Genomic DNA, 13,080 nt, shown 5'->3' with positions numbered 1-13,080 from the left:
TTTTAGTTTGTCAACTACGGCCGTTTTTGAAGCTCTCTGACTGTCAAGCCATAAAATACAGCACAATATAGAAGATTTATCCCGACAAATAATACCAATTCTGAACGAGGAAAATCCACCAAAGCTCGACTACGAAGCGCAATCATCGGTTGTGAATAGGGATAAAATAACGGCAACCTATCCCCTATAAAAAGCAAAACAAATCCGCCAACAGCTCCCATAGCCGCATAAGCAACTGATTTAGCAATATTTCGTGTCTTGACAAATAAATACGCCTGTAAACTCAAAATACCGAGAGAACCTATAAGTGACAGAAAAATCCACTTTAAATGAAGTACAAGTTCAGAAAAGACGGTTATCTGATCAAGCCATAGAGCAAACAACCAAAACACAACCAACAATAGTTGAATAGGGAGTAACAGAAGGAGCAAGTTAAGCAATTTGCTCACTACAAGTTTTTTAATTGATACATGATTCGCCTGTAACATTTCTAACGTCGTTCTTTCAAATTCTGGCATAAAACAGAGGCCGACGAAGATGGCCAACAGGGCTGGATAGAAAATCTGACTATAGTAGAAAGTCAGCTGCCCCCACATCACGATAGACTGTGTATCTTCAATAAAAACAGCGCGATTCATATAATAAATCCCAAATCCTATAACACTGGAAATACCTAGCATGAGTAACCCAATCAGTCCAAGCTGCACTTTATGTAATTTTCGCCACTCAGCAACGATATACTGTATCATAGCAATTCTCCTTTCTTTTTCAACATCATCTTCCGTGCAAGCAAATAGCAAGCAAGTGCATAGAGAGTATAGATCGTTATTTTCAAGGCTAACTGGCTATCTACTGTGTAAAATCCTTTATCAGTCTTTGGGTCAAAACCAAATTTATAAACGGATAAGAAGCTTGCCCCATCCCAAGGAATTAGAAAAGACCATAACTTGTTGGTCTGTGATTGAAAAATCAGCCCCAAAAACGAACCGATAAATCCTAAAGCAAGTACACCTCCCGGTTTTTCCATAGACAGGGCTAAGGTCAGGTACAAACAAACCTGCACAAAACTTGCTAGTGAAAGTGTTGCAATTTGAATCCACACTAGCTGAATAGCGACCGAAGCTCCTCGAACAGCTACAATATACAAGAAAATAATCATCGAATAAAGAATGGCCATTAAGACAAAAAATAAACTTGCAAACCATAACTTATCATGAAATACAGTCTGTAAACCATTCCCATTACTGGCTTGTAACTTAAAGGTTCGACCTTCTTTTTCGTTAAAAACAATGCGGGAAACAAAAATACTAATTGCCAAAGGAAGGATCAAAGCATGAGTATCTTGATTGTCAAAAAACGATTCCACTCCCTGGCCATCTACTCTTGATACCGCAACCGTCCACACTATTCCACTCAAGATAATCGCCATTGAAGTCATCAATGATTTCGTTCGCTTGCTCTTTAACCATTCAATTTGAATTGCTTTTAACATATTACCCCTCCTTCGTCAACGTCAGAAAGATATCTTCCAAGTTTTCTCTTTCACGAGAAACATGGAAAATCCGAACATGATGACCCACCAAGCAGTTGACCAAATCAGCTACATCTTCGTCCTCCAAATCAGCCAGCTTCACACGATCAGGACTGTATTCTAAAATAGTCAAATGGCCAAACTCTTTCAGATACTCCAGCACAGACCCATTTGAAAAATCACCACCGATCTCAATCCATGTCTTGGCTTTAATTGCGTTAATTTCTCCTTCGTAAACCAAGCGCCCATGATTGATAATGCCTACTCGATCAGCGATGTGCTCAATTTCAGAGAGAATATGGCTCGAAATAAAGACGGTTAAACCTTCCTCTTTAGCCAGTTTAACGATTAACTCTCGAATTTCATGAATCCCGGCAGGATCCAAGCCATTGGTCGGCTCATCTAAGAGTAAAATTTTTGGTTTCTTAACTAATGCAAAGGCTAAAGCCAGGCGTTGTTTCATTCCTAAAGAATAGGCTTTTACTAATTTCTTGCGATTTTTTTCATCTGCCAACCCGACTAATTTCAATGTCGGCCAAATCTGTTTCTTGTCAAAGCCAAGCATTTTCTGAAAAACTAACAGATTTTCATAGGCTGTCAAATTCGGATAATACGAAGGCTCCTCAATCATTGATCCTATTTGACCTAAATACTGTCCCTTTTGATCAATCGGCTGACCATTAACAAAAATCTGACCAGAAGTCGGTGAAACCAACGACAAAATCATTTTCATGGTCGTTGTTTTACCAGCACCATTTGGGCCAAGAAAGCCATAAATTTCCCCTTCATGTACCGTAATCTGCTCCAAATCAACAGTTGGAACATCCTTATAAACCTTTACTAACTGCTGTAACGTGATCACATCTTTCATTATCTAACTCCTATCAATCTTTTACTCAAGAAAGTTATTTTAATCACTCTCCCTATCTTTATTATAAAACTTGAAATACTCTATAACCTTACGATTCTGTATTGAAACCTTACAAAGTTGTAAGACTCAATGAAAATCAAAGTTAATGTTTTGTGACTTCCTTAGATGGTTCGGATATGAACTCCCTTTCCTACCACCATTCATTTCATTTACTGAGAAAGTAGCCTATTGGATTCATATTTTTATAAAAAAAAAATAAATAGTAATAGATAAAATAGCTATTTTTGAAATTAAATGAGTATAAGTAGCAACGACTCAGCCAAAACTCCAGCCTTTTATGATAGCTAACAGCCATAATAAAAAGGACACCTTCGGTATCCTTCCCTTATGATTAGTATAAATCCAAATAATGGTCAATTTCCCATTGCGATACGTAAGTCGCATAGCTAGCCCATTCAATCTTCTTAGCTTCTACAAAGTTTGTAAAAATGTGGTTTCCAAGAGCAGCTTTTACGATGTCATCCTTTTGCAAGGCCTTAATGGCATTATGCAATGTAGACGGTAAATCGACAATTCCTGCACGTTGACGCTCTGATTCAGTCATTGCATAGATATTCGATTCTACTGGCGCTGGCGCTTCAATCTTATTTTCGACACCATCCAAACCAGACTCCAACAAGACCGCCATTGCTAAATACGGGTTAGCAGTTGGATCAACCGAACGCAACTCCAAACGCGTTCCCATACCACGAGAGGCCGGTACACGAATCAATGGCGAGCGGTTACGACCAGCCCAAGCGATATAAACAGGCGCTTCAAATCCTGGTACCAAGCGCTTATAAGAGTTAACTGTCGGATTCATAATCGCTGTATAACTGTAGGCATGCTTCATCAAGCCTCCCAAGAAATGATAGGCTGTTTCTGACAACTGCATACCATACGGATCTGCTGGATCATAAAAGGCGTTATTTCCTTCACAATCAAACAAGGACATATTGCAATGCATTCCAGAACCCGCAATACCAAACTTCGGCTTGGCCATAAAGGTTGCATATAGACCGTGCTTACGAGCAATCGTTTTGACAACCAATTTGAAAATCTGAATATTGTCACATGCCTTCAAAACATCCGCATACTTAAAGTCAATTTCGTGCTGGCCTACTGCTACCTCATGATGACTAGCCTCTACTTCAAAGCCCATTTGTGTCAAGACATTGACAATCTCACGGCGTGTATTATCCGCAAGGTCTGTCGGCGCAAGGTCAAAATACCCACCCTTATCATTTACTTCAAGCGTTGGATTGCCATTTTCGTCCATTTTAAAGAGGAAAAATTCTGGTTCTGGTCCAAGGTTAAACGATGTGAAACCTAGCTGTTCCATATGGCGCAAGGCCTTTTTCAGATTTCCACGAGGATCCCCTAAAAATGGTTCACCCTCTGTCGTATAAATATCACAGATTAGACCTGCAACACGACCATTTTCATCACCCCAAGGGAAAATCGTCCAGGTATTCAAATCCGGATACAGATACATATCTGACTCATTGATTCGGACAAATCCTTCAATAGAAGAGCCGTCAAACATCGCCTTATTTGACAACACCTTATCTACTTGCTCATCAGTGGCTGGAATTTCAACATTTTTCATAATTCCTAAGATATCTGTAAACATCAAGCGAATGAAAGTCACATTCTTTTCTTGAATATCCCGTTTGATATCCGCTACTGTAATTGACATAAATGGTCTCCTTTAATGATTCAACTATAACACTCCTGTCCAAAAACAGGGAAGACTAACGAAAGATACTAGTAGGGTTAGAAAAGCGCCCTTGGTTGCGGAGTTCATCACGGAGAATACGGCGTACATCTTCATCCGTCAGCGCTTCAGATTCCTTCTGAGGCTTGGCTTGGCGGTTCGCATACTCTTTCTTGATTGCTGCGATATTAAGACCCTCATTAAGGAAATCCTTGATCTCCAGCAACTGGTCCATATCATTCAATGAATAGAGTCTGCGGTTGCCCTCATTTCGATCCGGGTGAATCAAACCCTGTTCTTCATAATAGCGGATTTGACGCGCAGTTAAGTCTGTCAATTTCATCACACTACCAATTGGAAAGACCGCTAAAGATCTACGAAATTCTTTTTCTCTCATGATAAGCTCCTTTCTGCCTACCATTATAGGAAAATTTCAAGCATCCGTCAATGTTATATGTTATATTTTCTTACATCGTTCGTCTTGTAAACGCTTTTTAATTTTATCAATATCCGAATTTACCAAAATCGCAATAAACACCCCAACAAAGGTCTCAAAGACACGAATAAAGACATACTGAATCGCATTCCCAGACGGAATCGACAAAGTGATAATCAACAAGGCAGCCACTCCTCCGATAATACCAGGCTTGTTATTCATGGCCACATTTGTCATAATCGTTAACATGACACAGACCGGCACCACAAAAATCGTCACCAATACATGCTCATGAAAAATTTGGTTTAAGATAAAAAAGATCAGCGCATAGATGCCACCAATTGAATTCCCCAAAATCCTAGAAGCCCCAAAATGCACACTTTTATCAAAATCCTCACGCAGACTAAAAACGGCTGTCAAGGCCGCTATTTGAGCTCCTTGTCGGCTAGAAAATGCAAAAAGCAGGATAACTAAAAAGACCGCTATTCCTGATTTCAAGGTCCGCATTCCCAACTTAAATTCCTTGGGATTAAATTTGTATTTTTTAAACATAGCCCACATCACCCCATCTTACAAGTCATATCACCTATTATTATACCACTAATTGCACAACTTGCCTGACTCATAGACGATTTCTCACTAAATCGATCAGCCTGATAGTCTGTTAGCTTCTAACCGCTCTCTTGAAACGCTACCAGCTAGCATTATTTTTTCCCATGTAAAAGGGTAGATTACAAATCCACCCTTTTACTATTATTTCGCTTTCTCTTTCTACAAAATAACGATTTTGCAGAAAGTATTATTTTTCAGTAAGAGCTGAAAGTCCTGGCAATACTTTATATTTTCTAGTTCGCTAAACCTCACAGAAACTCTACGCGATGCACAGAAAAGGGAGTGGGACAAAAATCGTGATTTCGTAGAAATCGATTAACCTCACTCCGTTCTTTCTAGGTTCGGGCTAAGTGAATCCACTGGATTCGCTTACTCCCACCCCCGCAAGGTTGACTAGGTTTGTAAAATGTTGATTTATCAACATTTTACAAACCAGACAACTACTGCGTCAAACTGCTCAAACTATAAAAATAAGGAGGCTAGGAACTTTTGTCCCAGCCTCTTTTCTAGCCTTCCATCATGAGAAGATTATTTTTCTGTCAATGCAGACAAGCCTGGCAACACTTTACCTTCTAGCAATTCCATTGAAGCTCCACCACCTGTAGAAATCCATGAGAATTTATCTGCACGACCAAGGTTAATGGCAGCTGCAGCTGAGTCCCCACCACCGATGATTGATTTCACTTCTGGCTGTTTGACAATCGCATCCATCACACCGATTGTTCCAGCTTGGAAGTCAGGATTTTCAAAGACACCCATAGGACCGTTCCAAACAACTGTTTTCGCACCTGTAAGAGCTTCGTCAAATTTAGCAATTGATTTTGGACCGATGTCAAGACCAAGGAAGCCTTCAGAAACTGCTTCAGCATCTGTATCACGGACTTCTGTGTAGTCAGCAAAAGCATTTGCTTCTTTTGAGTCAACTGGCAAGATCAATTTACCATTTGCTTTTTCAAGAAGAGCTTTTGCTACATCTAATTTATCTTCTTCTACAAGTGAATTTCCGATTTCAATACCTTGTGCTTTGTAGAATGTGTAAGTCATACCTCCACCGATAAGGACTTTATCAGCTTTTTCAAGAAGGTTTTCAATGACACCAATCTTATCAGAAACTTTTGAACCACCAAGGATTGCCACGAATGGACGAACTGGATTTTCAACCGCTTCTTGGATATAGGCAATTTCATTTTCAAGAAGGAAACCCGCAACTGCTTTTTCAACGTTTGCTGAGATACCTACGTTTGAAGCGTGTGCGCGGTGGGCTGTACCAAAGGCATCATTAACAAAAATTCCATCTCCAAGAGAAGCCCAGTATTGACCAAGTTCTGCATCATTTTTTGATTCTTTCTTGCCGTCAACATCTTCAAAACGAGTGTTTTCAACCAAAAGAACTTGTCCATCTTCCAAGGCATTGATTGCTGCTTCAAGTTCTGCTCCACGAGTTGCCCCTGGGATGAAGACAACATCTTGCCCTAATTTTTCTGCCAAGTTCGCAGCAACTGGTGCAAGCGATTTTCCTTCTTTATCCGCTTCTTCTTTCACACGACCAAGGTGAGAGAAAAGAACTGCACGTCCACCTTGCTCAAGGATATACTTGATAGTAGGAATGGCTGCTGAAATACGGTTGTCATTTGTAATCACGCCATCTTTCAACGGAACGTTAAAGTCAACACGGACAAGGACTTTCTTGCCTTTCAAGTCAACATCTTTTACAGTAAGTTTTGCCATTTTACAAAAACTCCTATTCTTTATTTTATACTCCCTCATTATACCATATTTTGGAAATTTAGGGAAAGATTTCACAAAAAAACTCGCTTGATCATTCGCCTTCTACCTACTGGAAAAGCTTCACCTCGGATAAGCTACCATACATTTCTATTGTAGAACTCTATATTTTATAGCATAATAAAACAGTAGAAAAGTGCAGACGGTGGCTACTTATTTTAAAAAGAGAGTAGTACTTATAGATATAAGTACAAAAATCCACTTAGAAAGGAGTAGCTGATTTTTGACGGCATTTGAAGTTGTACAAATCCTGTTCATGTTTGGTAGTTTTACTATCAGCCTGATTAACTTGTCTATAACATTTTCAAAAATGATGACAAAAACAATTCTTCTTTAGCTTTTATATTATAGTTCGGGTTTTTCTTGTATATAGGTCACTATCTTTAGCTGTTCTATATTTTGGCAGGAGATTACAAGCACCTTTTAGGAACTGTTTTTCTTACGACCTTGTATCTTGATGAATTGAACACGGTCTAAAATTCTAGCGAAAAAGATACCTCTCCTGAACATGCTGGTCATTTCCAGGGGAGGTCCTATTTTTTTACGACCTTTGTATCTTGATGACAAGAAAAAAGGGAAGTGAACTTCCCTTTTTTTGATTGGTAAGATTAGTTAGCTGAGTTGAATGCTACACCTTCTTGTGTCCAACCACGTTGTCCAAGTACTGCGTACTCATTTGCGTCAGTTGTGTACAAGTGTTTCTTCAATCCTTTGTTGTATAGACGGTATACTGGTTTACCTTCTTTAACTGAACGGAATGCTACACCTTCTTGTGTCCAACCACGTTGTCCAAGTACTGCGTACTCGTTTGCGTCAGTTGTGTACAAGTGTACTTTAAGTGCAGAGTTGTATAGACGGTATACTGGTGTACCTTCGCTAGCTGAGTTGAATGCTACACCTTCTTGGTTCCAACCACGTGCTCCAAGTACTGCGTACTCGTTTGCATCAGTTGTGTACAAGTGTACTTTAAGACCAGCGTTGTAGAGACGGTATACTGGAGTTGCAGCCATAGCTTGATCTTTTGCTACTTGTTCTTGTGCTTCTTTTACAAGAGCTTGCAATTGAGCATCTGTCAAACCATCTTTGATAAGTGCCAATTTAGCAGCTTCAACTTTATCTTTAAGTTGTTTGTTTGCTTCTTTCCATTCTGCAATATCGTTTTTAGCTTCGTCAACTAATTTTTGTTTTTCTGCTACTTTTTTAGCTTCTGCTTTTTTAACTGCTTCAACTGTTTTAGCTTGATCTGCCTTAGCTTCTTCAAGTTTTTCTTTAGCGTCTGTTACTTTGTTATTTAACCCTTCCAATAAACTTTCTGAAGTTTCAATTGCTGTTTTAGCAGTAGAGATAATACGTTCTTGTGCTTCAACTTGGGTTTTTTGCTCAGCTGCTGTCAAACCAGAAACAAGGCTCAACTCTTTAATTTTAGCTTCTGCATCTGCAATGTTCTTGTTTTCTGTAGCAATCTTATCATTTTCTGCTTTAACAGCATCTTCAGCTGTTTTCACTGCAGTTTCGAATGGTTTAAGATTATTTTTAGCAGTATCTTCTGCATTTTTTACAGCTGTCTCAGCACCTTCTTTAGCTGTTTTCAAGGCTGTTTCAAGATTTGGAAGATTTTTTTCTAATTTAGATTGTGCTTCTGTACCATTACCAAGGTATTTAACAGCATTTACTAAATCTTGTTGCAATTGAACTGGCTTAGTTAAAGCTGGCTTAACCTCTTGAGCAATATCCAGTTTTTTCTCAACAGTAGCATGCGCAACTGGTGCTGTAGCAACTACAGCAGACAAAGCAGCTACTGTTGCCAATGTGATATATGTTTTTTTCATGATAAAAAACTCCTGTGAAAATATATTTTCCCCCTTAGAGGTAAGTTAATGATAACACACTTGCAAATATATGTCAACATTTTTAGCGGATTTTTTTGCTTTTTCCGCTATTCTTCAAGTATTTTCAGGCCTATCGTTCCTAATTTGCTTTTCCTGATGACAAACGATTTTTTCCTACTAGGGAGATGGGCATTCTTTTTTAAAACGGTTTCTTTCACCTCAAAAAGGAGAAATCACGCGACTTCTCCTTCTATAGCATTATTTTGCGATTTTTGCAAAGTACTCAAGTGTACGAACCAATTGAGCAGTGTATGACATTTCGTTATCATACCAAGATACAACTTTCACCAATTGTTTGCCGTCAACATCAAGAACTTTCGTTTGAGTTGCATCGAACAATGAACCGTAAGCCATACCTACGATATCTGAAGAAACGATTGGATCTTCAGTGTAACCGTATGAATCGTTTGCAGCAGCTTTCATTGCAGCATTTACTTCATCAACTGTTACATTTTTCTCAAGAACAGTTACCAATTCAGTTACTGATCCAGTTGGTGTAGGAACGCGTTGAGCAGCTCCGTCCAATTTACCGTTCAATTCTGGAATTACAAGACCGATTGCTTTTGCAGCACCAGTTGAGTTAGGAACGATGTTTGCAGCACCTGCACGAGCACGACGAAGGTCACCACCACGGTGTGGTCCGTCAAGGATCATTTGGTCACCAGTGTAAGCGTGGATAGTTGTCATCAAACCTTGAACAACACCAAAGTTGTCTTGAAGTGCTTTCGCCATTGGAGCCAAGCAGTTTGTCGTACATGAAGCACCAGAGATAACTGTTTCAGTACCATCAAGAATATCGTGGTTTGTGTTGAATACAACTGTCTTCACATCGTTTCCACCAGGTGCAGTAATTACAACTTTTTTCGCACCGTTAGCGTGGATGTGTTGCTCAGCTTTTTCTTTAGAAGCAAAGAATCCTGTAGCTTCAAGAACGATTTCTACACCATCAGTAGCCCAGTCAATGTTTCCTGGTTCACGTTCTGCAGAAACTTTCACGAATTTACCGTTTACTTCAAATCCACCGTCTTTTACTTCAACAGTACCGTCGAAACGACCTTGAGTTGTGTCATATTTCAACAAGTGTGCAAGCATAACTGGATCTGTAAGGTCGTTGATGCGAGTAACTTCAACACCTTCTACATTTTGGATACGACGGAATGCAAGACGTCCGATACGACCGAAACCGTTAATACCAACTTTAACTACCATGAATGATTTCCTCCTTATGAAAATCGAGTTCTTTTATTTTAAAAGGCGAGCCTTTTAATCCTTTTGTGAAAATCTTAACTTGCAAACATACAAGTCATCTTTCAACATTTTCATTATATACTTATTTGACAAAAAATGCAAGTTTTAGACGATAAAAAAGAGAGGAATATCCTCTCTTAGTGATTAAGCGTTACCGCCATTTTTCTTGATGATTTCATCTTGTACTGACTTAGGTACATCTTCGTAGTGGTCAAATACCATCATGAAGGTACCGCGACCTTGTGTCGCTGAACGAAGAACAGTTGCGTAACCGAACATTTCAGCAAGTGGTACATAGGCACGAACGATTTGTGTGTTACCACGAGCTTCCATACCGTCTACACGTCCACGACGAGCTGTAACGTGTCCCATAACATCACCAAGATTATCTTCTGGTGCTGTAACGGTTACAAGCATCATTGGCTCAAGGATAACTGGTTGTGCAGATTTCGCTGCTTCTTTAAGGGCAAGTGATGCCGCAACTTTAAAGGCAGTTTCAGATGAGTCGACATCGTGGTATGAACCATCGTACAATTTCGCTTTCACGTCAACGATTGGATAGCCAGCAAGAACACCGTTTGCCATTGACTCGATCAAACCTTTTTCAACCGCTGGGATGAATTCACGTGGAACCACACCACCGACGATTGCGTTTTCAAATTCGAATCCTTTTCCTTCTTCGTTTGGAGTAAATTCAATCCATACATCACCGAATTGACCTTTACCACCTGATTGGCGTTTGAAGAATCCACGAGCTTGAGTTGAAGCACGGAATGTTTCACGGTAAGATACTTGAGGCGCACCTACGTTTGCTTCAACCTTGAATTCACGACGCATACGGTCAACAAGGACATCCAAGTGAAGTTCACCCATACCTGAGATAACTGTTTCACCAGTTTCAACGTTTGTTTCAACGCGGAATGTTGGATCTTCTTCAGCCAATTTAGAAAGGGCAACACCCATCTTGTCTTGGTCTGCTTTTGATTTTGGCTCAACCATCAATTGGATAACTGGTTCTGGAACGTTGATTGACTCAAGGATAACTTTTGCTTTTTCATCGGTCAATGAGTCACCAGTTGTTGTATCTTTCAAACCAACGGCAGCAGCAATATCTCCAGAGTAAACTGTTTCGATTTCTTGACGGCTGTTAGCGTGCATTTGAAGGATACGTCCGATACGCTCACGTTTTCCTTTAGAAGTATTCATTACGTATGAACCTGAGTTAAGGACACCTGAGTAAACACGGAAGAATGTCAATCGACCTACGAATGGGTCAGTCATAATCTTGAAGGCAAGGGCTGCAAATGGCTCTTCATCTGAAGCTGGACGCTCTTCTTCAGCATCTGTATCTGGGTTAATACCTTTGATTGCTGGAATATCAACTGGACTTGGAAGGTAGTCAATGACCGCATCAAGCATCAATTGAACACCTTTATTCTTGAAGGCAGATCCACACAATACTGGGAAGAATTCAACGTTAATAGTTGCTTTACGGATACCCGCTTTCAATTCTTCATTTGTGATTTCTTCACCTTCAAGGTATTTCATCATCAATTCTTCATCAGTTTCAGCAACTGCTTCAACCAATTTTTCACGGTATTCTTGTGCTTGCTCAAGGTATTCAGCTGGAATATCTTCTTCAAGAATATCTGTACCAAGGTCATTTGTATAGATTTCAGCTTTCATCTTGATTAAGTCAATGATTCCACGGAAATCATCTTCTGCACCGATTGGCAATTGGATTGGGTGAGCATTTGCTTGCAAGCGCTCATGAAGTGTGCTTACTGAGTAAAGGAAGTCTGCACCGATTTTATCCATTTTGTTAGCAAATACGATACGAGGAACTCCGTACTCAGTTGCTTGGCGCCAAACTGTTTCAGTTTGTGGCTCAACACCTGATTGTGAGTCAAGAACGGTTACCGCACCGTCCAATACACGAAGAGAACGTTGTACTTCGATGGTGAAGTCCACGTGTCCTGGTGTGTCGATGATGTTTACACGGTGGTTGTTCCATTGTGCAGTTGTCGCAGCAGATGTGATAGTGATACCACGTTCTTGCTCTTGCTCCATCCAGTCCATTTGTGAAGCACCTTCGTGTGTTTCACCGATTTTGTGGATTTTACCAGTATAGTAAAGAATACGCTCTGTTGTTGTTGTTTTACCGGCATCGACGTGGGCCATGATACCAATATTACGAGTTTTTTCTAGTGAAAATTCGCGTGCCATTATGTTCTCCTATTTTAGTTAAATTTAGTTACATCTTATTATAGCATATTTTAGAAAAGAACGGATAGGCAGGACCTACCCGTTCTCAAATGCTTTTTTGTAAAGTGGTAAAAAGATACTGCTGAGCAATTTTGCTAGTTGAGTTCGGACTAAAAATTTTGGAAAAAAGACAAATCTTCTTGAACGCTCAAGCGTTCTGCAAAGATTTTCTATTTTTCCTTGAACTTTCTTAACGTCCTCACATCTTAGATTACCAACGGAAGTGTGCAAATGCGCGGTTCGCTTCTGCCATACGGTGTGTATCTTCACGTTTCTTAACGGCTGCACCTGTGTTGTTTGCTGCATCCATGATTTCTTTTGCAAGGCGGTCAACCATTGTGTGTTCACCACGGTTACGTGCAATAGTTACCAACCAACGAAGTCCAAGAGTTGTACGACGTTCTGGACGAACTTCAACTGGGACTTGGTAGTTAGATCCACCGACACGGCGTGCACGTACTTCAAGTACAGGCATGATGTTTTCCATCGCTGTTTCAAATACTTCAAGTGCATCATTTCCAGTAGCTTCTTTGATTTGATCAAAGGCACCGTATACGATAGAAGCCGCTGTACCACGTTTTCCGTCAAGCATAACGCGGTTGATCAAACGTGTTACTAATTTTGAATTGTAAAGCGGATCTGGCAATACTTCGCGCTTAGGCGCTTGGTTTTTACGACTCATTTATC

The 13,080-nt window shown here is 39.9% G+C and carries 12 protein-coding genes; 1 reads left to right on the top strand and 11 read right to left on the bottom strand.

Annotation, left to right across the window (positions count from 1 at the left end; genetic code table 11):
* Positions 1 to 14: 14 nt before the first annotated feature.
* The 7 genes from J5M87_RS00855 to J5M87_RS00825 form a co-directional block, all read right to left on the bottom strand.
* Complete coding sequence (locus J5M87_RS00855; RefSeq protein WP_181351448.1) at positions 15 to 746, bottom strand: ABC transporter permease; 732 nt, start codon at positions 744 to 746, stop codon at positions 15 to 17.
* Positions 746 to 1,492, bottom strand: coding sequence for an ABC transporter permease (locus J5M87_RS00850; protein ID WP_154607823.1), 747 nt, complete (start codon positions 1,490 to 1,492; stop codon positions 746 to 748). The genes J5M87_RS00855 and J5M87_RS00850 overlap by 1 nt, the downstream gene beginning before the upstream one ends.
* 1 nt (position 1,493) lies before the next feature.
* A complete protein-coding gene (locus J5M87_RS00845) occupies positions 1,494 to 2,402 on the bottom strand; it encodes an ABC transporter ATP-binding protein (RefSeq protein WP_067087704.1) in 909 nt (302 codons plus the stop codon).
* A gap of 391 nt (positions 2,403 to 2,793) precedes the next feature.
* Positions 2,794 to 4,140 (bottom strand): type I glutamate--ammonia ligase, encoded by a 1,347-nt coding sequence (gene glnA / locus J5M87_RS00840; RefSeq protein ID WP_154607824.1) that lies wholly within the window; start codon positions 4,138 to 4,140, stop codon positions 2,794 to 2,796.
* Between the two features lie 55 nt (positions 4,141 to 4,195).
* Positions 4,196 to 4,555: a MerR family transcriptional regulator gene (locus tag J5M87_RS00835; protein WP_154607825.1), complete on the bottom strand. Its 360-nt coding sequence runs from the start codon at positions 4,553 to 4,555 to the stop codon at positions 4,196 to 4,198.
* Positions 4,556 to 4,615: 60 nt separating this feature from the next.
* Positions 4,616 to 5,146 (bottom strand): FUSC family protein, encoded by a 531-nt coding sequence (locus J5M87_RS00830; RefSeq protein ID WP_154607826.1) that lies wholly within the window; start codon positions 5,144 to 5,146, stop codon positions 4,616 to 4,618.
* Between the two features lie 588 nt (positions 5,147 to 5,734).
* Entirely contained in the window at positions 5,735 to 6,934 is a 1,200-nt protein-coding gene (locus J5M87_RS00825) for a phosphoglycerate kinase (RefSeq protein WP_154607827.1), read from the bottom strand.
* 280 nt (positions 6,935 to 7,214) lie between these two features.
* Between J5M87_RS00825 and J5M87_RS09780 the strand changes: the two genes are divergently transcribed.
* A complete protein-coding gene (locus tag J5M87_RS09780) occupies positions 7,215 to 7,328 on the top strand; it encodes a putative holin-like toxin (protein WP_219916694.1) in 114 nt (37 codons plus the stop codon).
* Positions 7,329 to 7,599: 271 nt separating this feature from the next.
* Here the strand turns inward: J5M87_RS09780 and J5M87_RS00820 are convergent, their stop codons facing one another.
* The 4 genes from J5M87_RS00820 to rpsG all read right to left on the bottom strand — a co-directional run bounded on the left by J5M87_RS00820 (position 7,600) and on the right by rpsG (position 13,075).
* A complete protein-coding gene (locus tag J5M87_RS00820) occupies positions 7,600 to 8,820 on the bottom strand; it encodes a hypothetical protein (protein WP_154607828.1) in 1,221 nt (406 codons plus the stop codon).
* 258 nt (positions 8,821 to 9,078) lie between these two features.
* Positions 9,079 to 10,089, bottom strand: coding sequence for a type I glyceraldehyde-3-phosphate dehydrogenase (gene gap, locus J5M87_RS00815; RefSeq protein ID WP_154607829.1), 1,011 nt, complete (start codon positions 10,087 to 10,089; stop codon positions 9,079 to 9,081).
* 183 nt (positions 10,090 to 10,272) lie between these two features.
* Positions 10,273 to 12,354 (bottom strand): elongation factor G, encoded by a 2,082-nt coding sequence (gene fusA / locus J5M87_RS00810; protein ID WP_154607830.1) that lies wholly within the window; start codon positions 12,352 to 12,354, stop codon positions 10,273 to 10,275.
* 250 nt (positions 12,355 to 12,604) lie between these two features.
* Complete coding sequence (gene rpsG / locus J5M87_RS00805; protein WP_067087676.1) at positions 12,605 to 13,075, bottom strand: 30S ribosomal protein S7; 471 nt, start codon at positions 13,073 to 13,075, stop codon at positions 12,605 to 12,607.
* Between the last annotated feature and the right edge of the window lie 5 nt (positions 13,076 to 13,080).

Source organism: Streptococcus sp. zg-86, from assembly GCF_017639855.1.
GTDB classification, from domain to species: domain Bacteria; phylum Bacillota; class Bacilli; order Lactobacillales; family Streptococcaceae; genus Streptococcus; species Streptococcus zhangguiae.
This window is presented reverse-complemented; position numbering and strand designations above follow the sequence as displayed.

Coding starts and splice junctions, on each gene's coding strand:
- J5M87_RS00830 (WP_154607826.1), bottom strand. CDS start 5,146: ATGTTTAAAAAATACAAATTTAATCCCAAGGAATTTAAGTTGGGAATG.
- fusA (WP_154607830.1), bottom strand. CDS start 12,354: ATGGCACGCGAATTTTCACTAGAAAAAACTCGTAATATTGGTATCATG.
- J5M87_RS00850 (WP_154607823.1), bottom strand. CDS start 1,492: ATGTTAAAAGCAATTCAAATTGAATGGTTAAAGAGCAAGCGAACGAAA.
- rpsG (WP_067087676.1), bottom strand. CDS start 13,075: ATGAGTCGTAAAAACCAAGCGCCTAAGCGCGAAGTATTGCCAGATCCG.
- J5M87_RS00825 (WP_154607827.1), bottom strand. CDS start 6,934: ATGGCAAAACTTACTGTAAAAGATGTTGACTTGAAAGGCAAGAAAGTC.
- J5M87_RS00835 (WP_154607825.1), bottom strand. CDS start 4,555: ATGAGAGAAAAAGAATTTCGTAGATCTTTAGCGGTCTTTCCAATTGGT.
- J5M87_RS00820 (WP_154607828.1), bottom strand. CDS start 8,820: ATGAAAAAAACATATATCACATTGGCAACAGTAGCTGCTTTGTCTGCT.
- glnA (WP_154607824.1), bottom strand. CDS start 4,140: ATGTCAATTACAGTAGCGGATATCAAACGGGATATTCAAGAAAAGAAT.
- J5M87_RS00845 (WP_067087704.1), bottom strand. CDS start 2,402: ATGAAAGATGTGATCACGTTACAGCAGTTAGTAAAGGTTTATAAGGAT.
- gap (WP_154607829.1), bottom strand. CDS start 10,089: ATGGTAGTTAAAGTTGGTATTAACGGTTTCGGTCGTATCGGACGTCTT.